The sequence below is a fragment of the Haloterrigena turkmenica DSM 5511 genome (assembly GCF_000025325.1).
GTDB classification, from domain to species: Archaea; Halobacteriota; Halobacteria; order Halobacteriales; family Natrialbaceae; genus Haloterrigena; species Haloterrigena turkmenica.
Genome location: NC_013743.1, coordinates 2,360,738 through 2,383,695, shown reverse-complemented (window position 1 = coordinate 2,383,695; position 22,958 = coordinate 2,360,738). Strand labels below are relative to the sequence as shown.

Below are 22,958 nucleotides of genomic sequence, written 5' to 3'. Positions count from 1 at the left end.
CAGTCCACGAAACCGACCGTGGCGGTCACTCCTCGTCGGACCCGAGGGCCTGCCACGAGAGCTGCGGGGACCGCGCCGCGTTAGTCTGGTCGATCCGGCGTGCGGTGGTCCGTTCCGGCGCGTCCGCGAGCGTCTCGTCGTCCTCTCCCGCAACCGCGTTGAAGGCCGCGGCGAGCCGGTCGAGCGTCTCCTTGCCCTCGACTTCCGTCGGCTCGGTCATCAGCGCCTCGGGGACGATCTCGGGCCACTTGGTCGTCGGCGGGTGAACGCCGTAGTCGAGCATCCGCTTCGCGACGTCGGCGGCGTCCTGCTCGCCCGCGCTGGCGACGAACTCGTGGTGGAACGGCTCGTACGGAACCTCGTACTCGATCCGGCTCGCGAGGTAGTTCGCGTTCAGGACTGCCGTCGCGCTGGCGTCGGTGAGCCCCTCGTCGCCCAGTCGCGCGATGTAGGCGAAGGCCTTGACGAGGACGAGCCAGTTGCCCTGGTAGCCGTGGACCTTACCGATGGTGTGTTCGGGGTCGAACAGCTCGTAGCCCGGTTCGCTCTTGCTCTCGCCGTTCTCTCGCACGCGAGGCGCCGGCAGGAACGGCGCCAGTTCGTCGACGACGCCGACCGGGCCCGCGCCCGGGCCGCCGCCGCCGTGGGGCGTCGCGAACGTCTTGTGGACGTTGTAGTGCATCACGTCGAAGCCCATGTCGCCCGGCCGGGCTCGACCGAGCAGGGCGTTGAGATTCGCCCCATCGTAGTAAAGCAGGCCGCCCACGTCGTGGACCATCTCGGCGATCTCCTCGATGTCGCGTTCGAAGAGGCCGAGCGTGTTCGGGTTGGTCAGCATCAGGGCCGCGGTGTTCTCGCTGAGGGCCGCCTCGAGCGCCTCGAGGTCGACCCGGCCGCCGTCGTCGCTGGGCAGCGAGACGACGTCGTAGCCGCCAAGCGCCGCGCTCGCGAAGTTGGTTCCGTGGGCGCTCTCCGGAATAATGACCTCGTTGCGGTGGCCCTCGCCGTTGTGCTCGTGGTAGGCCGCGGCGACGCGGATACCGACGAACTCGCCGGCCGCGCCCGCGGGGGGCTGGAGCGTCACCGCGTCCATCCCGCCGATCCGGCCCAGGTAGTCCTGCAGCCGGTACATGAGCTCGAGGGATCCCTGGGTCGATCGCTCAGACCGGTCGGGGTGGACGGCCGCCTTCGGGAGCGCGGCCACGTCCTCGGTGAACTTGGGGTTGTACTTCATCGTACACGAGCCCAGCGGGTAGGGACCGCTGTCGATCCCGTAGATCATCTGGGAGAGCCGCGTGTAGTGGCGAGCCAGTTCGGGCTCGGAGAGTTCGGGTAACTCGAGAGAGTCCCGGGTCAGGTCGTCGGGCAGGGGAGAGCCGCCGTCCCCGGATCCGTCACCGGCGTCCCCGTCGCCTCCGCCGATCTCGACGCGAGTCTGGTCCTTCTCCGAGAGCAGGGGCTCGTACTGGCCGTTCTCGACGTATCGGGCCTGATCGTAGCGAACCTGTTCGGATCGCGGATCGTCGCCGCTCTCGTCTCGGTCGCTCATCGAATCACCTCCCGGAACGCCGCGACGAACGGATCGATCCGCTCGTCGGGGACGCCGGCGACGCAGACCTGCAGTTCGTGGTCGCCGACGACGTGGACCGCGAAGCCGTGCTTCTCGAGGTCGTCCGCGATCGCCGGCGCAGGCTGGTCGACGCGGGCGACGAACTCCCGCAGGTGGTGGCGGTCGTGGACCGGCGCTTTGATGCCGACGAGGTCGTCGAGGCGCTCGGCGAGGTTCTCGGCGCGGGTGACCCCGCGCTCGGCGAGGTCGACCATCCCGTTCGGCCCCAGGTACGCGGCGTGCATCGCGGTTCGCAGCGCGACCCATGCCTGGTTGGTACAGATATTGCTCGTCGCCCGTTCGCGACGGATGTGCTGTTCGCGAGTCTGCAAGGTGAGCGTGTAGGCCCGCCGGTCGGTCGCGTCTTCGCTGGCGCCGACCAGTCGCCCGGGAACCTGTCGGAGATAGTCTTCCGTCGTGGCGAACAGCCCCAGTCCCATTCCGTAGCTCGTCGGCAGTCCGAGCACGCTCGCGTCGCCGACAACGACGTCTGCGCCGACGTCCGCCGGCCGCTGCAACAGCGAGAGCGCGACCGGGTCCGAGCCGAGGACGAACAGGGCGTCGTGTTCGGTCGCCAACTCGCCGACCGACTCGAGGCCCTCCTCGATCGCCCCCCGAACGGTCGGATTCTCGGCGTAGACCATGACGCACTCCTCGTCGATCAGCTCCTCGAGCCCCGCGAGGTCCACGTTGGCGTCGTCGGTGGGGTACTCTTCGACCTTGAGGTCCGTGCCGGCGACGTAGTTCTCGAGCGTCGAGCGCCGTCCCTCGAGTAAGAGATCCGGGACGAGCACGCGGTGGCCGCTGGTGTCGCGGACGCGCTCGGCCAGCGTGGCGGCCTCGCCCAGCGCCGTCGCGGCGTCGTACATCGAGCAGTTGGCGACCTCCAGCCCCGTCAGCTCGACCAGCAGCGACTGGTACTCGAACAGGGCCTGTAAGAACCCCTGCGAGATCTCGGGCTGGTACTGGGTGTAGGACGTGAGAAACTCCGAGCGGTCCGCGAGGTGGTCGACCAGCGACGGGACGTAGTAGCCGTAGTGGCCCCGCCCGAGCAGCTCCGTCAGGTCGTCGTTGCGTCCCAGTATCGTTCGGACGAGTCGCCTCGTCTCTCGTTCCGATCGCGCGTCGATTCCGAACTCCCCGTCGAACTCGACGGCGTCGGGAATGTCGAAGAGGTCGTCGACCGATTCGGCGCCGACAGCCTCGAGCATCGCCGAGCGGTCCTCCTCCGTGTGGGGAGCGTACGGGCTCCCCGTGGTGTGTGATCCGTGCATGGCTAAGCGTGATCTCGATCGATCGAGTCGATCCGTCTCCCCCCGCGTCGACAGCGGCGTTCGATCCGAGGCACGATACTCGCCTCTAGCGGGTAGGGGGTAATGAACGCACTCGTTTCGGCGTGGCTATCGGGTAGCCGCCGATGGACGTGACCGTAACGACCCCTGCAGTCGCTACACGGACCACTAAGCTGACCGGCGGTGTCGGGGGGTCGCATGGTCGACGAACGCGACGACGCCGAGGCGACCGAACGCGACGATCGAAAACACCCCCTCGATGACGCAGACGAAAGGAACGAACGCACCGGCCGAGACGGTCCGCTCGGTCGCGAAGATCAGGAGATCGGCGCGGCGGTCGCAAGCGAATCCGAGTTCCTGCTCGACGTCCTGCCGCACTTCTACCGCGGCGAGGTCAGCCAGGCCAACAGCGCGCAGGATCGGATCGACCGGACGACCGACTGGGCGATCACGCTGCTCGCCGCCCTGCTGTCGCTCGTCTTCTCGAGTCGGAGCATGCCCGCCTTCCTGCTCCTGATCGGGATCTTCGTCCTGTCGATCTTCCTGTTCTTCGAGGTGCGTCGCTACCGCTTTTACGACCATTGGCGCGCCCGCGTCCGCTTCGTCCAGGAGAACGTGTTCGCGAACGCGCTGGAACCGATCGGGGTCGAACACCCTGCCTGGCGCGAGGAGCTGAGCGACGACCTCCGAAACCCGACGTTCAAGGTCTCGGTTCGAGAGACCCTGTCTCGTCGCATCCGACGCGTATACGGGCTCCTGTTCGCTGTCGCCGGGATCGGGTGGGTCTTCAAGATCACGCTGTTCACTCCGGAACAGCAGTGGACGGAAGCCGCCGAACTGCCAGGGGTCCCCGGTACGGCCGTGGCGGTACTGCTCGCCGTCTTCTTCGCGTGCGTAATCGCGATCGGCCTGTTTCCGGGGGGACGGAAGGCGAAAGGTGAGATCCACGGCGTCGAGCCGGGCGACTGGAAGAACGACTGAGGGGCCGCCGATCAGGCGCCGGAACCGTCGTCGGCATCGGAATCGACGCCATCGTCACGCTCCGCGTCGGCGTTCGACGCCGTTTGGTCGGCTGCCTCCGTGTCGGTGGCCCCGGATCGCGACCGCTCGAGCGGCGCGTCGGTCGTGATCCCGGCTCCGGTCCCCGTCCCGTCGGTGCGCTCTCGAGCGAAGATGTCGAGCACGACCTTCGCACCGCCGAGGACGACGGGGCCGACGAACAGCCCCACGGCGCCGAAGGTGATGAGGCCGCCGAAGATACCGACGACGATGATCGCGGAGTTGATAGCGCTGGTTCGTCCGATGAGGGCGGGTCGGAGATAGGTGTCCGAGACGGTGACGAAGAGGCCGTAGACCGCGAGCGCTGCGGCGGCGACGGGACGACCGATGGCGACCAGATAGATCGAGACCGGAAGCCAGACGCCGAACGCGCCGACCAGCGGGAGGAGCGTCAGCACGAACGTGAGGACGGTGAGCAACACGACGGCGGGGATACCCAGCACTGCGAGTCCGACCCCGAGCATCACCGCCTGAATGGCCGCAACGAGGACGTTGCTGATGACCGACGCCTGCATGAGGTGATCGAGTTCGGTAAATAGCTCCCGCTGGATCTCGTCGTCGATCGGGACGACGCGATAGAGCCAGTCGATCAGGCGATCCCCGTCCCGCAACAGCGCGAAGCAGACGAACAGCGTAATCGTCAACCCGATCAGAATCCCCGGTAGCCCGCCGACGATATCGAGCGCATTGTTCGCGAGGCCGCGGAGACCGGTCGAAATCGCGTCCTGATAGGATTCGTACAGGCCGGTTAGATCCACCGGATACCCCCGGTCGGCCAGCGCACCTTCGATCATTTGGAGGTCGATCTCGCCCTCACGAATGGCCTCCACCAGCAGCGTCGACTGCTGGAACGCGACGCTGAGGATGTAGAGGAGCGGGATGACGATGACTAGCAGCGCGACGATGACGCTGACGAATGCGGCGATCATCGGTCGGACGCGCTCCTCGAGGCGTTTCTGGAGCGGCAGGAGGATGTACGCGAGAACGACCCCGAAGAGGACGTACTGCAGGTACGGCAGGACGATGAGGAGTCCGAGAACGATGGCGATCAGCGCGAGCGCGGTGAGGGCGGGTTGCTCGACGACCCACGCCGGCGGCTCTGGGCGCTCTGGCATATCCCCGACTGCAACGTCCCGACAGATTAGTCCACTGACCTGCGTCTCGGTGGAAGAAACGAGTCGCGCGAACGTTCGCTCGCAAAAATCTACGCTAAAAAACCGCTCCGAACTGCCTACTCGACGTAGCGGTACTTTCGCTCGCCCATGCGGCCCCAGCCGTCGAAGACGAACTCCGACTCGGGGGCCGTGAACTCCTCGACGTCGACGTCCATGTCGTGGTTGTGGACGTCGTGGACCTCCTCGTAGTCGTCCCAGCTCATGTCGTACCGATCCTCGAGTTGTTCGTCGACGTTCAGCGCCTCGATCTCATCTTCCCAGCCCTCCTGAACGACCTCGGAGTGGATTTCGGCCTGGGCGCCGCTGCCGTAGGAGGCGACGAGCAGCGACTCGCCGGTCATATCGCGACCGTTCTCGAGGGCGTGTTTGAGCGCGCTGGCGCGGGCGACGTGGACGGAGCCGGTGTACCAGTTGCCGACCTCGCGGGAGATCGACAGCGTCGGATCGATCGTCTCCGCGTACCACTCCTGGTAGGCCTCGGTCTCCTTGAGCAGGTCCATGTACTCCCGCAGCGCGTCGCGGTAGTCGTCGTCGGTATCGAACGCCTCGGGACGCGGCTGGCGACCGATCTCATCGGCCAGGTCGTCCTCGAGCGTCGTATCGCGGATGACGTGGCGGTAGGCCAGCAGGGCCGCCTTTCGGACCATCCCCGGGAACGGCGTGTGGAAGGGCGCGTACGCGAAGTCCGCTTCGTGGACGTCGCCGGCGACGCTCTCGTAGTCCTTCAGGGCCTCGCGCATCCGGGCGAGATACACCTGCACGGAGCGTTTACCGTCGACGGAGGGGAACTGCTGGTTGGGTTTGAGGAAGTCGGTCTCGTCGGCCGAGCCGTACCCCTGTTCGGCGGAGAGTTCGACCAGATTGGGGTCCTCGCTGATCAGCATGGCAACGGCGCCGGCGCCCTGAGTCGCCTCGCCGGCGTCGCCGCGGGCGTACAGCGCCGTGTCGGTCGCGATGACCAGCGCCGAGCGACCGCGGTTTCGACCCGCGCGGATCCAGTTGTACGCGTCGTCCAGACTCTGGGTGCCCGCGATGCAGGCGAACTTCCGCTCGCCCTTGTTGGCGTGATGGAAGTCGCCCTCGAAGACCTGCTCGAGACAGCCGGCGACGTACGTCGAAACGGGCTTGGAGTTGTCGAAGGCGCTCTCGGTCGCGACGTCGATCCGACCGATGTCGTCGGGCTCGAGCCCTTTGCGCTCCATCAGTCGGTGGGCGGCGTTGGCGCCCATCGTGACGATGTCCTCGTAGCTGTCGGGGAAGGAACTGGCGTTCAGCCCGAGCCCTTTCGTGTACTTCTCGGGGTCTTCGCCCTTCTCGGGGGCGAACGTGCCGGGTAAGTCGAGTTTGAGATTCCCGGTCCAGATTTCGATGGCGTCGATACCGACTGCAGTCATACCCCCGTATTGGGTGAGAAGCCATATGGTAGTGTCGATGGAAAGTTCGACAGTCGTCGAGACCGTATTATGTGGACGGCAGATTCAGTCGTTGGCGTGAGCTGTCACCGGTTTCGAACCGATCATCCGGTCCGCGTAATCGTCTCGTTACGGCTGTTGCCGTTGCTGTCGTCGACGGTGAGTCGAATCTCGTACTCGGTTCCGGACCCGCCTTTCTCCTCGAGTTCGATTCCGTCTTCGGCGACGCGCTCCTCCTCCGCGTACGAGCGCTCCCACGTATCGACCACGGTCCCGGTGTCGTCGATCAACTCGAGTTCGCCACGCGTAATCCCCGCGTCACCGGCGGACGCCTCCCAATCGACGGAGATTCGTGCGTGCCGGTTGTGATTCTCGCTGACCGCGTCGAACCGCTCGATCGAGGGCGGTATCTCGTCGTGCTCGACGAACACGACGAGCGTCTCGCTGCTTCCGCCGCTCGAGACGAAGAGATCGACGTATCCCGATCCCTCGGCTTCGAAATCGACCGCTCGATCGCTCTCGTCGAACGCGGAAACGGTCGGATCGTCGGTCCGGTACGCGAAATCGAACGTCGCGGATTCGACTGACGCCTCCGCGACGAACGTCGCAGTCTCCTCCGAGTACACGCGGTAGTCACAGCGCTCACCGCCGTCGCACGGCCGCGCGTTCTCGTGGTCTGCCCAGGAGACGTCGTACGCGCCGCCACTACCACCGCGTTCGCCGCTGTCACGCTCTCTCACATCGTACTCGGAACTCCGCTCGCCGCCGTCGTCGATCCCGACTCGAGCGACCTGCAGCTCGTACTCGCCGGCGGCCAGTTCGATCGTGAGCGAGCCGCGCTCCTCGTCCGTCGCGTCGTAGGCGGTCACTCGCGCGTCCGACTCGCCGTCGCCGAACGTCGTGCCGAGCGTGTCGTTCCACGCCGTCGGCGCGGCGGTCGGTACCGTGATCGTGACGTTCTCGTCGCCCTCGTCCTCGATCGGGACCGGATCGGACGGCCCGCTGAGCGCGGTCGGATCGATCGTCACCGCGCCGTTACCCGACCGCGAGAACTCGCCCTCGAGCACGACCAGCCTGATCGTCCCGTCGGAGAGCAGCGGCTGGTCGGTCAGCGAGACCCGCGCGTCGCCGAACTCGTTGAACGCGAAGCCGTGTTCGATCCGCGTCGTCGGCGCCGAGTCGTACTCCCCGTACGCGGGGGTGTAGGCGAGCGTCGTCGTGGAGTGGTTCCCGGTCAGGTTGTGCGGATTCCCCTCGTATGCCGATTCGTTCCCGGCGAATTGGGCCTCGATGCTGACAGTCGCCGTCCCCGTCGTCTCGAGTCGGCCCATCGGCGCGGGTGGGTTCACCGCGACCGTTCGGGACGGGTACCGGGTGCCGAGCGTGACGGCCGTCGACCGCGTTCCGCCGTCGGTACCGACGTTCCTGATCGCGTTTCGGAGCTCCTGTAACTCGTCGTGGACCGCCTGGTTATGCGTGAACTCCACCCGTTCGTTCTCCGCGGGGACCGCGTTGAGCTGATAGAGCGCCAGCGCGGCGAAGACGATCGCGAGCAACAACACCGCTCCGATCTGGACGGTTACCGCGCGCTCGTCTCGCCGAAATGCCATAGCCGTGAATGCCGCTGATAGTGTAAACGTGTACTGGCCGTCGGGTAGCGGGCTCGTTCGCGGGGCTCGGCCCGAGGGTTTCGGTCGAAGTCCGCCGTCGGTTTCGGGGGGTGGGAGGCCGCCCGCGGCGACGATTCGCCGGCGGCCGTCCGACTGAAAGCTGTGGCTTACTATGTGGCGCGTCGGGGTACGTCACCGCGCATGCGACGTGTCGAAGAGCGGTTCCGGAGCCATCTGGTCGAAGACGAATCGGTGCGGGCACTCGCGTCGGGACGGCTCCTCGGGGACGCCGTTCGCGGGCGAGCGACGATCGGCGCGACCGACCGCCGACTCCTCTGTGTCTCGGACGCCGGCGAGTTCGTCGACGTCAGATACGACTGGGTCTGCTCGATTCGGCGCCGGGAGCAAACGCGCGTCGAGTACCGATCCGCGGCCGGTCCGAACCGATCCCTGCGTCTTCTGGGCGGACTCGCCGCCCTCGCCGTTCTCGTCGTCGGGACCGTCGCTACGACCGGTGTCAGTGCGGTTCAGGGGGTCGCCACGGCCGCGCTCGCCGCCGCGACCGTCGCTCTCGCGGCGGCCGTGCAGTCACTGCGAACGCGACCGGGCATCGGTCGCGCGGCCGATCAAATCGCCGTGGGGGCGGGGGTCCTCGCGCTGCTCGTCCCCCTCGGCGTCGCCCTCTTCACGACCACCGTCTCGCCGCCGCTCTACGGGCTCGTGACGCTCGCCGGGCTCGGACTGGTCGTCTACGCCGCCGGCCACCGCACGGAACTCGACGGGCTGGGCATCGACGGCCGTCGCGAGACGCTGCTCACCGTCACCACGGTCGACGGCGAGACCGTCACCCTCGCCGTCGACGCCGACTCGACGTTCGACCGCGACCTCGAGGCGTGCGTCCACCGGACCGATCCCGCGTCCGTCGAACGGCCGCTCGCTCGGGCGCCGGTCGAGCGCCCGCCGGACGGTGACGACTCGGCGACTGTCGGGAGTACGTGACCGTTACGGCGACGCCTCGGTCCTCAGGAGGGGAGTCTGGCGAGGCACTCGTGACAGTACCGCGCCGACGACGCGTTCGGGTTTCCACAGACCGGACACCGGTGGCTCGAGTCGGTCTCCGGCTCGATACCGATTCCGCTCGCGAGCACGGTCAGTACGTCGTCCTCGATCTCGTGGCCCTGTTCCTGCAGCCACCGGTCGATGAACGCGTCGTCGCGGAGCTTCTCGAGGCCCCGCACCAGTCCGAGAAAGAGCAGCGTGGGTGCGATCATAACGAACGCGGCGACGGCCAGCCGGCCGACGAGTTCGAGCGTGCCGATGTCTGCCATACCGAGTGGTACTGCGGCGGCGGCAAAACACCTACCGCTCGTCCAGTCGTGACAGCCCGCGAAGCGGCCGGTCGCGTTCGCTCGCCGGGGTCAAAATCAACGCGAGCGATCGAGAACGCAGTCGCTATCGGATCGATGAAACTGTACGCGAGGTCGGGCGCCAATCAGTCCGAGATGAACTTGTTGTCCCGCCAGTTGACGCCGCCCTCGCCCGAGTTGTGGTCTCGCGGTCCTTCGACGACCTCGATGTTTGCCGGTCGGGGCTCGCCCTCGACGATGCGGGTCGCCTCGAGTTCGCCGTCGCGCTCCGAGATCGCCGTCAGCGTCCCCTTCTCGGCGGCTTCGGCGATGCCACAGAGGACCAGGAACATCTGGTACTGCAACAGTGAGTTCTGGAGGACGGTCTCGCGGTCGCCTTTGAACGCCGCGAACTCGACGAGTTCGGATTCGATCTCCTCTTCTTCCTCCTCGTCCCAGCGGAAGGCGTTGCGCCGCTCGTCGGGATCCTCCTCGTAGACCCGGTTCTCCGTGACGCTGGCCTTGAGCTGGGCGGTCGGCGTGTACTTGCTGACCGATTCGTCCTCGGCGACGGCCTTGAGAATGAGCGTGTTGTTGCGCCGCGTTATCTCCACGTCGGTGATACCGTCCGGGTACTCTGCCTCCTCGATGTGTTCCCGAAGGTCTTCGAGGGGTAGTTCAAGCGTCGAATGCAGCCGATAAACGTGTCTGGATTCCTCTGTTGACATGGTGGGATGATCTGCGGCGACAGTCGCTGGGTTCCTAGTACGAGCGCGTGACTTATATGACCTGCTATTGGATACGTGGCCGATGCGTTCGGATTAATTCATCGGCGCGGTTCGGAGTGATTATTCGGCGTTGAGCGTCTCGGCCAGCTCGTCGCGTTCCTCGAGTTCCTCGAGGACGTCCGAGCCGCCGACGAACTCGCCGTCGACGAACGTCTGGGGGATCGTCTCCCAGCCACTGTGGTTCTCGAGGGCAGTCCGGAACTCACCCAGCGAGTCCAGGACGTCGACGGTCTCAAACTCGTCGCGGTGGCTGTCGATGAGGCCGAGGGCCTTCCGGGAGTAGCCACACTGGGGCATCAGCTCGGTCCCCTTCATGAAGAGGACGACTTCGTTGTTTTCGATGACGTCCTCGACTTGCTCGTCGACCTCCTCCTGATCGAGACCCTGGTTCGGTGGGAATTCCATATCAGTCATATGGCAACGAGAAGGGATAGGCCTTGCGTCCGCGGTACCGACGGAGCCAGAGACGACGCTCCTACCGCGGGTCCAGCCTGACGATCCGGTCGTCGTTCGTCCGGGGAAACGGGCCGTCCGCGCGACCGTCCCGGTTCGACGTGAGCAGGTACAGCGAGCCGTCGGGCCCGGGCTCGACGTGTCGAAGGCGACCCCACTCGTCGGCGAACAGCCGATGGACCGTCGCCGTAACGCGATCGTCGAGCCAGTCGGCGTCGTACCGGACGCCGTCGGTGTCGTCAGAACTCGCCTCGTCGTCGCCGTCCGAGTCGCTTCGGGGCGTGAGCCCGACGACGGACAGCGCGCTCGAGGTGAGCCCGCAGACGAGGACGGTATTCTCCCACGGGCCGATCGCGTCGTCGTCATAGAACGCCAGTCCGGAGGGCGCCCACGTCGTTTTGGGGCCGGTGTTGACGACCGGCGGCGTCGCCGCCTCGTACTCGTCGTAGCTCCCGTACTCGGGGTCGTCCGGCCCGCCGCGGACGATATCCCAGCCGTAGTTGCCGCCCGGCCGGAGGATCGAGAGTTCGTCCCGCGCGCCCGGCCCGTGTTCGGCGAGGATCGGCGTTCCCTGCGGCGTGAAGTCGAGTCCCTGCGGGTTGCGGTGGCCGAGCGTGTACGTGCGTCGGTCGCCGTCGTCGCCCCAGTCGGGATTCTCGGGGTGGGGCTCGCCGTCGGGCGTCACCCGCAAGACGGCACCCGCGCGGGACCCGGGATCCTGCGACAGCGCCGGCTCCCTCGCGTCGCCCGTCAGCACCCAGAGGTGGTCGTCGGGGCCGAACGCGATCCGCCCGCCGTTGTGGACCGACGACCCCGGAATTCCCTCGAGGATCGTCTCGAGGGCGTCGGCCTCGAGGTCGTAGCGGACGACCCGGTTCGAGACGCCCCCGTCGTCGGCCGTGTAGTAGACGAACAGGTCGGGGGTGTCGGGATAGTCGGGGTGGGCCGCGACGCCGAGGGTCCCGCCCTCGCCGGGCGACGCGCGATCGGGGAGGGACGCGCTCTCGAGGAGTGTCTCGCCGTCGTTGGGTCCCAGATCGGCGTCTTCGGCCAGCGTGTCCGCATCGAATCGACGAACGCCGCCGTCGCGTTCGGTGACGAAGGCGTCGCCGGCGGCGACGGTGAGATCCCACGGAATCGCGAGATCGGAGACGACCGTCGTCGCCGCGACGTCGTCCTCGCTCGGGACGGCGTCGGCCGGCCGCCAGTCGGGTTTGACCCAGTCGTCGGCGGGGACGGACTCGGGCGTCGCGAGTTCCGTCGCGTCGGATCCCGACTCCGTGAAACAGCCCGCGAGCGCGGGAACCGCGGCTCCGGTCGCCGCCAGCAGGCGTCGGCGCGTCGGAGAGCACATACGCGTACTGCGGGACGGAACGGTGAGAAACCCCGGGTCGACGATTGGAGGCCGACTGATCGGCCTCGAGTCGAGGAACGGACTCCGGTCGACCGACTGCCGGCGGCGTTACTCGCCGTTCGGCAGCCGCGCCGTGGAGAACCAGAACTCCGCGTAGGCCCGAATGGATTCCAGAAACTCGTCGGGCTCGACGGCCTTTTTGAGACAGGCGTTCGCGTGCTTTCGGTACGAGTGCAGGACGTCGCTCTCGTCCTGGGAGCCGGTGAGGACGGTGATGGGAATGTGCTTGTGCTCCGGATCCTCTTTTAACTCCATCAACACCTGTTCGCCGCTCGTCCGAGGCAGGTTCCAGTCGAGAATGACGAGATCCGGCCGCGGTGCGTCCGCGTGGCCGTCGCGTCGGTAGATGAAGTCGAGCGCCTCCTCGCCGTCGGTAACGGCGTGGAGTTCGCTGTCCGCGCCGGCGTCGCGAAAGGCCTCCTCGACGAGGCGGACGTCTCCCGGGTTATCCTCGACCAACAGCACGTCTATCGTCCCCCTCGAGCGACCTGATGCATCGCTCATCACTCCCGTTTCGAGATGACTACGCATGAAAGCACTGCCTGAGCCTTCGATCGCTATCCGCGACGGGACGGCGCCGTGTGCGGATCGCGACCGCTAGTCCGCGGCCGGCGGCGCCGTCAAAACGTCGAGCTTTTTGGCGGCGTAGCCGAAGACGTCTCGGTAGCCGTTCGGCGACATCAGGATTGGATAAAACGGTTCGTCGGCGACCTGCGTGTCGCCGTCGGCGGCGGCGAACGGATCGCCGGCGTCGACTTCGGTGAAGTTGTCGACGAAGACCTCGTAGGTGTCGGCGTCCTGCTTGCGGATGACGTCAGTGAGCCGGTAGACGGGCAGATCGCTGCGGATCGTATCCCCGGGTAACGCGTCGACGGCCGTGAGGAACGCGCGGGTCAGTCGGTCCGCGTTCTGAGCGGCCGTCTCCGAGCCCTGTAGACCGCACTCGACTTCGACCGTGTCGATCGCGGAGAAGAGCCGTCCCTCCGCGAAGTTACTCGTCTCGACCATCGCCGCCACCGGAAGCTGGGGGACGATCTCTTTTGCGGTCTCGCTGACGCCGTTGACGATCGCGAAGGGCTCGCCGTGGCTCTGGGTCGAGTGCATCGAGAACGTCAGACAGCCGTCGAGTTCCTCGATGAGCCGATGCGCGAGTCGTCCCTCGTGGGTCTTCGCGTCCGGGTCCCCGGGGAACGCGCGGTTCAAGTCCTCGTCGACGAACCGGACCCGCCGCTCTAAGGCCTCCTCGTTGGCGACGATGAGTTTGATCGGCCGCTCGACGGTCGGACGTTCGTCGAGCAACCGTTCGACGGCGCGAACGCCACAGGGTTCGTCCCCGTGAACGCCCGCGACGACTGCGATCTCCGGCGTTCCTGATCCGAGCTGTGCAACTCTCATTATCATCCCATTGGGCTCTGTGGCCAAAGGCGATTCGGTCTCTCACAAACGAGACCATTCCGTCCGATACCCGTGGGTCTAGTTACCACGACGCTGCCCGCCGGTACGACCGGTATCGAGTCGGCGAGCGGACGGAACTGTCACTCCTCGAGTGTCTCAGCGTACTCGAAATCGGCCGGCCCGGCGGTCGGCCGCTCGCCGTCGATGGGGAGCCGCCAGTCGTCGACGCGGCTCGGCTCCTCGAGGGCGTTCGTCAGTACGGTCCGAACCTCGAGGACGTCGACGCCGTAGTAGTCACGGGGGACGTCCTGAAGGTACCGGAGTGCGGTTCGAAAGAGCGAGCGCAGTCCGTCGTCGTTGTCGAAGTCGACTCGCTTGTACGCGCCGGCTGCGACCTGTACCATCCCGTGGCAGAACGCGCTCTCGGTGCTCCCGCGGCCGTAGTTGTACCACTCGAGTTCGAAGCAGTCGTGGCTCTCGTGGTAGGCGCCGGCGTTGAAGAGCCGAACACCGTGGACCGTCGCCCGACGAAGCGTCGCGTGCTCCCAGCGCCCCGCCTCGGGCTGCCAGCCCGTCGGCGTCTCGAGCCCCGGGGGCGGCGCGACGGTCGGGTCGCTGGTGTGCTCGTCCATACGCCGAGTTGGAGCGGCGGACGGGTAATTCCGTCGCCGGCTGCGAGACGACCGCCAGCGAGCCACCAGAGTACTTATTCGGGTTCGGTTCTCCACCATCGACCAGATGAACCATCCCCGCTGGCGGTGCCGGGAGTGTGGGGAGCGTCTCTACGAGCACATCGAGGGCGACTACCAGTGTGTCAACTGCGGTCGCCGGTACGATCCCGAACAACTCGACGAGAACGCTACCTGAGATCGGTTTCAGCGCTTGCGGGTCGATCGACGGCCGCTGACGGCCTGAACGGGCCGTCTCCGGTGTGCGGCCTGTAGTTGCGGGCCCAACGGTATAGGTCGCGAAGACCCATCGAAGAGATATGGAGACGCGATGGGCGACCGTCGACGGTGTCCACCTGCAACTGCCCGAGGACTGTACCGCCGCCGAGCTTCGAGATCACCTTCGGAAACCCGACGATGCGGCGCTGATCGCGGTCACGGGCGACCTCGTATCGATCGTTCACGATGAGGAGCAACCGCTCTCGGCGATGGTCGCCGGCTGTGCCGACACCTACTACTTCAGACGGCCCGGCGAATCCGACCGGAACGACGTGCTCGCGGCGTCGGAGATCGACGACGCCCTCGAGGAGCCGCTGTCGGACGAAACGACCTTCCAGCGCCCCGGAATCGACCACTGACGCTCGGACGACGGACTGCACCCCGTCGTAGACGTTCGTCAACTATCTCTGCTTCTTGTGGCCCATTTCCTGAGAATGATCTCTTATCGGGGCGTAAATCTGAAGAGCGCACAGTCTATGGCTAATGCCACAACCGTGAGTCAACATATCTCGCTCAAGCCGGTCGACGAGATTCCGTCCGACTGCCGCATTCGCCACTACGACGAACTCGAAGCGGACGCGAAAGCGCAGGTACCGCTCCTGACCGACGCCCCGGCCGACGCGGCGGTCGACGACGCCGACGGAGCGACGGCCGATGCGTTCGAGGGCTGCGACCTCGTCACGTACACCGAGTACTACGCAGCGTCGGCCGTCTGAGGCCGCCCCGGTCCCGCTCGACGGATCGCGAACGAGAGCCGACGGTTCGGCGGCCGAATCGGCCGGTCAGTCAGTTATCCTCGTCGGGGTCGAGTTCGAACTGTTCGTTCTCCGAGACGGCGTTGAGGACGATGCTGGTGTTCGACTGGTTGATGTCGGGATCAGTGATCAGCTGCTTGATCTGATCGTTCATGTCGTCGGTGTCTTTGAACTTCCCGATGGCGATGACGTCGTAATCGCCCGTGACCTCGTAGACCGAGATCATCTGTCGATGGTCCTTCAGGGACTCGGTGATCTTCGGTAGCGCGCTGCCTTCGGCTTTCAGTTGCATGATCGCGGTGACGTCGTAGCCGAGGGCGTCGTAGTCGACGATCGGCGTATACCCCTGAATGACGTCTTCCTCCTCTAAGTCCGAGAGGTGATTCGAGACGGTGGTCACCGAGACGTCGAGTTCCTCCGCGAGACTGCGGAGACTCGCGCGTCCGTCGCCGAGCAGTTCGTTTACCAGATCAGTGTCCAGGTGTTCGTAGGTCATTTGTATACTATGAATCCCTCCATATATATGGTATTTACGAATATCCAGTTCTAACAGCACCCCGTCGTCTCTTCACGTAGGAAATCCCCGTTCGACATCTATTTCGGTATTTGAGGCGGGCGAAATAAGCGAATTCGAGTTTACGGCCGCGCGACCGACATCGACCCCCGTCGCGCGATCGGAATAACCGGTTCTAGTTATCGTCAAGTGGTAGACTACCGCGGCCGTGCGCCTCGAGCGATTGTGTTCCCTCGGCGTAACCGACGGCGGTTATTCGGCGAACCAAAGCTATTTCTCCCCGCCGTTCATCGTGGTATCCATGACGATACAACGACGCGAGTTCGTCGCCGCGCTCGCCGCCGGCGGCGCCGCCGGACTCGCCGGCTGTTCGACGATGACCGGCGACGACAGCGACGCCGAGATCAGCGGCGAGACGCTGACGCTGACGACGACCTCGAGCACGTACAACACCGGACTGCTCGACGAACTCAACGCGCCCTTCGAGGACCGCTACGGGGTCTCCGTCGACGCCGTCTCCCAGGGGACGGGGCAGGCCCTCGAGACCGCGCGAAACGGCGACTCGGACGTGGTGATGGTCCACGCCCGGTCGCTCGAGGACGAGTTCATGGAGGAGGGGTACGGCGTCAACCGGCGCGATCTCATGTACAACGACTTCGTCGTCATCGGCAGCTCCGACGACCCCGCATCGATCGGCGGCAGCGACGACGTCACCGAGGCGTTCAACGCCATCGCCGACTCGGAATCCTCGTTCGTCTCCCGGGGCGACGACTCCGGAACGCACACGAAGGAACTCGAGATCTGGGACGAGACGGGACGCAGCGTCGACGGGTTCGGCGAGTGGTACCAGGAGGCCGGCCAGGGGATGGGCGACGTCATCAACATGGCCAACCAGCAGGGCGCCTACACGCTGTCCGATCGCGGGACGTATCTGGACATGGAAGACGAGGTCGACCTCGAGATCCACGTGCAGGGACCCATCGAAGGCGGCCCGGAACTGCTCGCGAACCCCTACGGGATCGTCGCCGTCAACCCGGCGGTCCACGACAACGTCGAGTACGAACTCGCGATGGCCTACATCGGCTTCATCACCGGCCCGGAGGGCCAGGACCTCATCGAGAACTACACCGCCAACGGCGAGCAGTTGTTCTACCCCGAGGCCCTCTCCGAGGAGCCGAACTTCCAGCAGTACGTCTCCGAGGGGTGGAGCGCCGATAGCGCCGAGAACTCGAGTGACTCGTCGGACGACTAATGTCCCTCGAGAGCGCGACGACGGTTCCGCTGCTCGCCGAGTTTCCCTTCGAGTGGAACTACGTCCGGAGCATCATCGTCGTCTCCCTGTACGTCAGCGTGGCCGCGGTCGCGTTGAGCACGCTGTTCAGCCTCCCGATCGCGCTCACCGTCGGATTCGCGGAGTTTCGCGGGAAGGGGGTACTGACGTCGATCATCAACACCGGCATGGGGTTTCCGAGCGTCGTCGTCGGACTGGCCGTCCTGTTTACGGTCTCCAACGAGGGCCCGCTGGGCTCGCTCGAACTCGTCTTCACGCGCGAGGCGATGATCATGTCGCAGTTCGTCCTCGCCGCCCCGGTGATCACCGGCGTCAGTCTCGCCGCGGTGAGCAGCGTCGAGCAAAACGTCCGCGACGCCGCGTACGCGATGGGCGGGACCCGCCTCGACGTGGCGCTGGTCACCATCAAGGAGGCCCGCTACGGGATCGCGACTGCCGTCCTCGCGGGCTTCGGACGGGCGATCAGCGAGGTCGGCTCCGTCCTCATCGTCGGCGGGAACATCGCCAGGGCCGACGGCACGTCGAAGACGCGGACGCTGACGACGGCGATCCAGCTCGAGGCCCAGCGGGGACGGTTCGAGACGGCGATGATCCTCGGCGCCGTCCTGCTCGCGATCGTGCTGGTCGTCAACGGCGTCGTCATCCGTCTGGGCAGCGATGAAGGGGGGTACCGATGACCCTCGAGGCGATCGACGTCTCCCACGGCTACGGGGACGACCCCGTCTTCGACGACGTCTCGCTGTCGGTCTCGCCCGGCGAGGTCGTCGCGATTATCGGCCCCTCCGGCGTCGGCAAGTCGACGCTGCTCCGCTTGCTCGCGCTGTTCGACGCGCCCGACGAGGGGACGATCAGCTACGACGGCGAGGACGTCTGGCGACAGTCCGACGACCGGCGACTCGAGTACCGCCGCCGTATCGGCATGGTCTTTCAGGACGCCAGCCTCTTCGACGCGAGCGTCCGCCGAAACGCCGCCTACGGCCTCCGCGTTCGCCGGTCGTGGCCCGACCGGATCCGTCACGGGTTCGCGCAACTCGTCGGCGAGCGAAACGGCACCGGTGACGCGATCGAGGCCCTCGAGACCGTCGGGCTGGCCGACAAGGTCGATCAGGACGCCGACTCGCTCTCGGGCGGCGAAGCCCAGCGCGTCGCCTTCGCCCGAGCGCTGGCGTACGACCCCGAAATCCTCCTGCTGGACGAACCCACGTCCGATCTCGACCCGCGGAACACAGCGGTCATCGAGAACGCCGTGGATCAGGCCCGAAATCGGGGGATCGGCGTCGTCGTCGCGACCCACGACATGCACCAGGCCCGGCGCGTCGCGGACCGCACCGCCGTGTTGCTCGGCGACGAAATCATCGAAGCCGACCGGACCGAACGCGTGTTCGACGACCCGCGCGACGACCGGACCCGGCAATTTATCGACGGCGAACTGATATATTGACCACCATGGAGAGCCGCCACGTACCCGCCGACTACCGCTCGAGGCCGCCATGACGATCGAAAAGGAATACACCACGAAACTCGCGGTCGACGACGTCACGATCGATCGGCGCGATATCGAGATGCTCGACGCCATCGACCGGTACGGATCGATGCACCGCGCCGCCGAGGAGCTGGGCCGGTCCTACGCCCGCCTCCAGAACCGCGTCGTGGAGATCGAGGACGCCGTCGGTCCGATCACCGAGCGCCGGCGCGGCGGCAGCGGCGGCGGCGGGACCGAACTGACCGCGACCGCCCGCGAGTTGCGCCGGCAGTTCGACCGCCACGAGGCCGAACTCGACGGCGTCGCTCGAGTGACGGAATCGGTCTTCGCGGGCACCGTCCGCGACCGAACCGGGGAGCTCGCGACCGTCGAGACGGGGATCGGCCCGATTCTGGCGCTCGTTCCCGACGGCGCGAGCGAGGTCCAGGTTACCGTTCGATCGGACGCTGTCGTCCTGACCGATCCCGACGAAGCCCCCGAGGCCGACGGCACCAGTCTGCGCAACCAGTTTCGGGGCACCGTCGATCGCCTCGAGCCGGGCGAGTCGATCACCAGAGTGACCGTCGATCTCGAGGGAGACGAGGGGGACCCGACGCTCCAGGCGCTGGTCACGAAGGCCAGTTCGGAGCGCCTCGAGTTGGTGCCCGGGCGCGAGATCGCCGCTTCGTTCAAGGCGACCGCCGCACGAGGGATCCGAGTCGATCGCTGATTCGCGGGCGGGAGTCGAACCGACTCACGGACGCTCGTGGTTTGAGTATCGCTGTCGGAATTCGAAAGAAGATCTTATACCGCACCCGCTAATATGTGGCTTGAATGACTACCTCCCCGAATGCGGATAGCGAATCGAACAATGGTCCCCGCATCCGCCGTCAGGAGGTCGTCGCGGATCTCGGACAGCAGGCCCTCGAAACCGACAATCTCGACGAGTTACTGCACGACGCCGCCGCCGCCGTCGCCGAGACCGTAGACGCCGAGTACGCGAGCGTCCTCGAGTTGCTCCCGAGCGGCGAGGAACTCCGCCTTCGACGCGGCGTCGGCTGGCCCGACGATCTGGTCGGAACTGCGACGATACCGGCACACTCGAGTTCGTACGCGGGAGCGGCGCTTCGCACCGCGCAACCGGTCGTCGTCGAGGATCTCGACGACGACGACCGGTTCTCCGACTCCGACGAACTGCGCGAACGGGGGGTCAAGAGCGGGCTCAGCGTTAGCGTCGGTCCGGACGAGCGGCCGTGGGGACTCCTGCGAGCGCACGCGACCGAGCGGCGAGCGTTTTCCGACCGCGATGCGGCCTTTCTCCGCAGCGTCGCCACCGTGCTCGCCTCCGCGGTCGAGAACGCGCGGACGGAACGACGGTTCGAAGCGATCTTCGAGGACCCGAACATCCTCGTCGGGCTGCTCGATCCGGACGGCACGGTCCTCGACATCAACGGGACGGCCATGGAGTACATCGACGCCGACCTCGCAGACGTCACCGGAGAGCCGTTCTGGGAGACGCCGTGGTGGGGACGGGGGGACGACGCCCGAGCGGACGTCGAAGAGTGGACGAACCGGGCGGCAGAGGGCGAGTACGTTGAGTTCGAGACGGATCTCACCCGACCGAGCGGCGAGCGATACACGATTAACGGCGTCTTCAGACCCGTCACGGACGACGACGGCGACGTCGTGTCGATCATCGTCTCCGACCGCGACGTCACCGAACGCAAGGAGCGAGAACGATACCTCGAGGACGCGAAAGCCCAACTCGAGGCCGCGACCGACGCCGGTGCGGTCGGAACGTGGGAGTGGCACATCCCCGAAGACGAGTTCGTCGCCGGCCCCTCCTTCGCCCGCACGTTCGGCATCGATCCGGAAGCGGCGCGAGACGGCGTCCCCCTCGAGTCGCTGCTGTCGTCGGTTCACGAGGACGACCGCGACCGCGTCGAACGGCGGATCGAAGCGGCCGTCGAGAACTGCGCCGAGTACGAGGAGGAGTACCGCGTCCGAAACGCCGACGGCGAGGTCCGATGGGTGGTCGCCCGCGGGACCGTCGAGGCCGACGACGACGGCAACCCGAAGACGTTCCCCGGGGCGCTGACGGACATCACTGACCGAAAGCAGGCCGAACTCGAGGCCGAGAAGCAACGAAAGCAACTCGAGACGCTGTTTCAGGTCCTGCCCGTCGGCGCCGTCGTCGCGGACGCCGACGGCACGCTGCGCACGGCAAACGACACCGCGCGGGAGATCTGGGGCGGCGACGTCTTCGACGCGGCGTCCGTCGACGAGTACGCGAAGTTCGACGCGGTCTGGGCGGACTCTGGGGAGCCGGTCGATCTCGATGAGTGGACGATGGTCCGAGTGCTGGACGGAGAGGCGGTGACGGAGCCCAACATCTACGAGATCAACGCGTTCGATGGCGATCGGCGAGTCATCATGCAACACGGCATGCCCGTCACGGACGAGTCCGGCGAGGTGACCCGCGCGGTCGTGACGCTGACAGACATCACGGAACGCCGGGAGTTCCAGCGCAAACTCGAGGAATCGAACGAACGCCTGGAGCAGTTCGCGTACGCGGCCAGTCACGACCTGCAGGAACCCCTGCGGATGGTCACGAGTTACCTCCGACTGCTCGAGAACCGGTACGGCGACGCGATCGACGGGGACGGACAGGAATTCCTCGACTACGCCGTCGACGGCGCCGAACGGATGAGCGAGATGATCGACGGCCTCCTCGCGTACTCCCGCGTCGAAACGCGCGGCGATCCGCTCGAACCGGTCGATCTCGAGGGCGTCATCGACGACGTGATCGACGATCTGCAGTTTCAGATCGACGAGACCGACGCAGCGCTCGAACTCAGCGCCCTCCCCACCGTCGAGGGCGACGCCAGCCAGTTGCGACAGGTGTTCCAGAACCTGCTGGATAACGCGCTCACGTACCACGATGACGACCCGCCTCGAGTCTCCGTCGATGCGCAACGGCAGGGCGAGCAGTGGGAGATCGCGGTCAGCGACGCGGGAATCGGTATCGCTCCCGAGGATCAGGAGCGCGTGTTCACCGTCTTCGACCGACTGCACGGCCAGGACGAGTACGAGGGGACGGGCATCGGGCTGGCGCTGTGTCAGCGAATCGTCGAGCGCCACGGCGGCGAGATCCGAATCGACTCCGAACCCGGCGAGGGGACGACGTTCACGTTTACGCTGCCCGCGGCCGAGTGACGGGAGCCGGGAGCGGCCGCGCAGTGGGGTATTTTACTCGCGAACAACTTCACGACCGTACTGATAGCGGATGGGCCGAAACGGCCCGTATGACCATCCTCCTCGTCGGGGCAGTCCTCTCGCTCTGCTTCCTGCCGTCGCTGGTCTTTCTCGGATTCTGGTACGGGTTAGGTCGCATGCAACGGAGTTCGTTCGTGACTCGGACGAGCGCTCACGTGGGCGACCCCGATCCGGCGGTCACGTGGAACGACGTCGTCGACGCGTACACGGACCCACAAAAGAGCCTCATTTCGCCGTCGGCCAACTCACAGCCGACGAGTCGCACTGATCGCTGTCCGACGTGTGCAACGGAAATCGATTCGGTCGGTTCGTTCTGTCACGGTTGTCTGCGAAAACTCGAGTGAGACGCTTCCGCCCGCGGTTTGTGCTCCGCTATCGGCGATCCGTGAAGAGAGATCCGTCGCCGTCAGCCGCGACGCCAGTTGCGGCCCTCCCTCGGACCGACTACGAACCGACCACGAGGTCGTCTTCGTCGTCGTCGTCCGCTTCAGTCCGCTCGATCGCCTCCTCGACCTCGTCTTGGGTCGCCTCCTCGAGTTCGTCCCTCATCGTACGCCTCAGGTTCGCGTAGCGAGTCCTAAAATAGGGCGTACGGTTTTCGCGGCGAGATAATACTGCGACCGGTCGATCCCACCGCTGAAACGCCAGCTATCGATACCGGCGGTCGCAAACGAGCCGATAGTTCCCGGCCTCGAGTTCGGTAATCCGGAGTGCGCTCCGTCGTGCGCGACCGTTATCAACCGTGTATCGACGGTCCCCCGGCTGATGGACACGATAGCGGGGATACGCCACCGTCGATAAATACGTTGTGGCGACCGCCCTCGCATTCGTTGCCCGCATACGGAGCCCGTTCCACGAATTCGTTAGTAACCAGCCGTTTCAGACGGAGGCTCCGTCTGGGATTTGAACCACGCGAAACGCTCGCTACACTCGCGTTTCTCTACTTCAAATCCAGAGTTGCTTTTGCTACTCACGTATTGTTTGCAGCAAAATGCTCCGTCTGGGATTTGAACCCAGGTCATCGGCTCGAAAGGCCGAAATGATTGGCCGGACTACACCAACGGAGCGTGCGTCGAACGCAATAGGTCGTTGCCGAGGCCTAGTAAAAAACGTTCCGTTCCGCGGCCGTAATGGCACGCCCTCACTCGGTCGGACCATTG

General features: G+C 66.0%; 24 protein-coding genes and 1 tRNA gene. 11 read left to right on the top strand and 14 right to left on the bottom strand.

Going from position 1 to position 22,958, the window contains the following annotated elements; all coding sequences use genetic code 11:
• Window positions 1-25: 25 nt before the first annotated feature.
• Both gcvPB and gcvPA read right to left on the bottom strand, forming a co-directional pair.
• Complete coding sequence (gcvPB, locus tag HTUR_RS11420) at window positions 26-1,549, bottom strand: aminomethyl-transferring glycine dehydrogenase subunit GcvPB (protein ID WP_012943477.1); 1,524 nt, start codon at window positions 1,547-1,549, stop codon at window positions 26-28.
• On the bottom strand, window positions 1,546-2,883 hold the full coding sequence (gcvPA, locus tag HTUR_RS11415) for an aminomethyl-transferring glycine dehydrogenase subunit GcvPA (protein WP_012943476.1): 1,338 nt from the start codon (window positions 2,881-2,883) through the stop codon (window positions 1,546-1,548). The genes gcvPB and gcvPA overlap by 4 nt, the downstream gene beginning before the upstream one ends.
• 216 nt (window positions 2,884-3,099) lie before the next feature.
• On the opposite strand from gcvPA, the gene HTUR_RS11410 reads away from it, so the two are divergent.
• Window positions 3,100-3,882 carry a DUF2270 domain-containing protein gene (locus HTUR_RS11410; protein ID WP_012943475.1) on the top strand — a complete coding sequence of 261 codons (783 nt, stop codon included), beginning with the start codon at window positions 3,100-3,102 and terminating at the stop codon, window positions 3,880-3,882.
• Window positions 3,883-3,893: 11 nt separating this feature from the next.
• On the opposite strand, the gene HTUR_RS11405 is transcribed toward HTUR_RS11410, so the two are convergent.
• The 3 genes from HTUR_RS11405 to HTUR_RS11395 all read right to left on the bottom strand — a co-directional run bounded on the left by HTUR_RS11405 (window position 3,894) and on the right by HTUR_RS11395 (window position 8,157).
• Window positions 3,894-5,075: an AI-2E family transporter gene (locus HTUR_RS11405; RefSeq protein ID WP_012943474.1), complete on the bottom strand. Its 1,182-nt coding sequence runs from the start codon at window positions 5,073-5,075 to the stop codon at window positions 3,894-3,896.
• A 116-nt stretch (window positions 5,076-5,191) separates the two neighbouring features.
• Window positions 5,192-6,529 (bottom strand): hydroxymethylglutaryl-CoA synthase, encoded by a 1,338-nt coding sequence (gene hmgB / locus HTUR_RS11400; protein ID WP_012943473.1) that lies wholly within the window; start codon window positions 6,527-6,529, stop codon window positions 5,192-5,194.
• 122 nt (window positions 6,530-6,651) lie between these two features.
• On the bottom strand, window positions 6,652-8,157 hold the full coding sequence (locus HTUR_RS11395) for a hypothetical protein (RefSeq protein ID WP_012943472.1): 1,506 nt from the start codon (window positions 8,155-8,157) through the stop codon (window positions 6,652-6,654).
• A gap of 201 nt (window positions 8,158-8,358) precedes the next feature.
• Here HTUR_RS11395 and HTUR_RS11390 point away from each other — a divergent pair, with 201 nt between their 5' ends.
• Window positions 8,359-9,156 (top strand): hypothetical protein, encoded by a 798-nt coding sequence (locus HTUR_RS11390; RefSeq protein WP_012943471.1) that lies wholly within the window; start codon window positions 8,359-8,361, stop codon window positions 9,154-9,156.
• Between the two features lie 23 nt (window positions 9,157-9,179).
• On the opposite strand, the gene HTUR_RS11385 is transcribed toward HTUR_RS11390, so the two are convergent.
• From HTUR_RS11385 to HTUR_RS11355, 7 genes are all read right to left on the bottom strand, one after another.
• Complete coding sequence (locus tag HTUR_RS11385; RefSeq protein ID WP_012943470.1) at window positions 9,180-9,485, bottom strand: zinc ribbon domain-containing protein; 306 nt, start codon at window positions 9,483-9,485, stop codon at window positions 9,180-9,182.
• 164 nt (window positions 9,486-9,649) lie between these two features.
• Entirely contained in the window at window positions 9,650-10,231 is a 582-nt protein-coding gene (locus tag HTUR_RS11380; protein ID WP_008894793.1) for a DUF7110 family protein, read from the bottom strand.
• A gap of 120 nt (window positions 10,232-10,351) precedes the next feature.
• On the bottom strand, window positions 10,352-10,696 hold the full coding sequence (locus HTUR_RS11375) for a glutaredoxin family protein (protein WP_049941707.1): 345 nt from the start codon (window positions 10,694-10,696) through the stop codon (window positions 10,352-10,354).
• Between the two features lie 70 nt (window positions 10,697-10,766).
• On the bottom strand, window positions 10,767-12,098 hold the full coding sequence (locus HTUR_RS11370) for a PQQ-dependent sugar dehydrogenase (protein WP_012943468.1): 1,332 nt from the start codon (window positions 12,096-12,098) through the stop codon (window positions 10,767-10,769).
• 108 nt (window positions 12,099-12,206) lie between these two features.
• On the bottom strand, window positions 12,207-12,662 hold the full coding sequence (locus tag HTUR_RS11365) for a response regulator (RefSeq protein WP_012943467.1): 456 nt from the start codon (window positions 12,660-12,662) through the stop codon (window positions 12,207-12,209).
• Between the two features lie 93 nt (window positions 12,663-12,755).
• The gene (locus HTUR_RS11360; protein WP_049941706.1) at window positions 12,756-13,553 is read right to left on the bottom strand and encodes a succinylglutamate desuccinylase/aspartoacylase domain-containing protein; all 798 of its coding nucleotides are present in this window, start codon (window positions 13,551-13,553) and stop codon (window positions 12,756-12,758) included.
• Window positions 13,554-13,693: 140 nt separating this feature from the next.
• Window positions 13,694-14,185 (bottom strand): DUF309 domain-containing protein, encoded by a 492-nt coding sequence (locus tag HTUR_RS11355; RefSeq protein WP_012943465.1) that lies wholly within the window; start codon window positions 14,183-14,185, stop codon window positions 13,694-13,696.
• 106 nt (window positions 14,186-14,291) lie between these two features.
• Here HTUR_RS11355 and HTUR_RS28455 point away from each other — a divergent pair, with 106 nt between their 5' ends.
• From HTUR_RS28455 to HTUR_RS11345, 3 genes are all read left to right on the top strand, one after another.
• Entirely contained in the window at window positions 14,292-14,420 is a 129-nt protein-coding gene (locus tag HTUR_RS28455; RefSeq protein WP_012943464.1) for a hypothetical protein, read from the top strand.
• Between the two features lie 121 nt (window positions 14,421-14,541).
• A complete protein-coding gene (locus HTUR_RS11350) occupies window positions 14,542-14,859 on the top strand; it encodes a hypothetical protein (protein ID WP_012943463.1) in 318 nt (105 codons plus the stop codon).
• A gap of 117 nt (window positions 14,860-14,976) precedes the next feature.
• Window positions 14,977-15,216 (top strand): hypothetical protein, encoded by a 240-nt coding sequence (locus HTUR_RS11345; protein WP_226377440.1) that lies wholly within the window; start codon window positions 14,977-14,979, stop codon window positions 15,214-15,216.
• A gap of 70 nt (window positions 15,217-15,286) precedes the next feature.
• Here HTUR_RS11345 and lrp read toward each other — a convergent pair whose 3' ends face one another.
• Window positions 15,287-15,751: an HTH-type transcriptional regulator Lrp gene (lrp, locus tag HTUR_RS11340; RefSeq protein WP_012943461.1), complete on the bottom strand. Its 465-nt coding sequence runs from the start codon at window positions 15,749-15,751 to the stop codon at window positions 15,287-15,289.
• A gap of 319 nt (window positions 15,752-16,070) precedes the next feature.
• Between lrp and HTUR_RS11335 the strand changes: the two genes are divergently transcribed.
• The 6 genes from HTUR_RS11335 to HTUR_RS11310 all read left to right on the top strand — a co-directional run bounded on the left by HTUR_RS11335 (window position 16,071) and on the right by HTUR_RS11310 (window position 22,142).
• Window positions 16,071-17,021, top strand: coding sequence for a substrate-binding domain-containing protein (locus HTUR_RS11335; RefSeq protein WP_012943460.1), 951 nt, complete (start codon window positions 16,071-16,073; stop codon window positions 17,019-17,021).
• Window positions 17,021-17,737 (top strand): ABC transporter permease, encoded by a 717-nt coding sequence (locus HTUR_RS11330; RefSeq protein ID WP_012943459.1) that lies wholly within the window; start codon window positions 17,021-17,023, stop codon window positions 17,735-17,737. Before HTUR_RS11335 ends, HTUR_RS11330 begins: the two co-directional genes overlap by 1 nt.
• Window positions 17,734-18,501, top strand: coding sequence for an amino acid ABC transporter ATP-binding protein (locus HTUR_RS11325; RefSeq protein ID WP_012943458.1), 768 nt, complete (start codon window positions 17,734-17,736; stop codon window positions 18,499-18,501). The genes HTUR_RS11330 and HTUR_RS11325 overlap by 4 nt, the downstream gene beginning before the upstream one ends.
• Window positions 18,502-18,550: 49 nt before the next feature.
• Entirely contained in the window at window positions 18,551-19,252 is a 702-nt protein-coding gene (locus HTUR_RS11320; RefSeq protein WP_012943457.1) for a TOBE domain-containing protein, read from the top strand.
• A gap of 104 nt (window positions 19,253-19,356) precedes the next feature.
• Complete coding sequence (locus tag HTUR_RS11315; protein WP_012943456.1) at window positions 19,357-21,738, top strand: ATP-binding protein; 2,382 nt, start codon at window positions 19,357-19,359, stop codon at window positions 21,736-21,738.
• A gap of 89 nt (window positions 21,739-21,827) precedes the next feature.
• Window positions 21,828-22,142 (top strand): hypothetical protein, encoded by a 315-nt coding sequence (locus HTUR_RS11310; RefSeq protein WP_012943455.1) that lies wholly within the window; start codon window positions 21,828-21,830, stop codon window positions 22,140-22,142.
• A 648-nt stretch (window positions 22,143-22,790) separates the two neighbouring features.
• Here the strand turns inward: HTUR_RS11310 and HTUR_RS11305 are convergent.
• Window positions 22,791-22,865: transfer RNA gene (locus HTUR_RS11305), tRNA-Glu, on the bottom strand.
• Window positions 22,866-22,958: the final 93 nt, after the last annotated feature.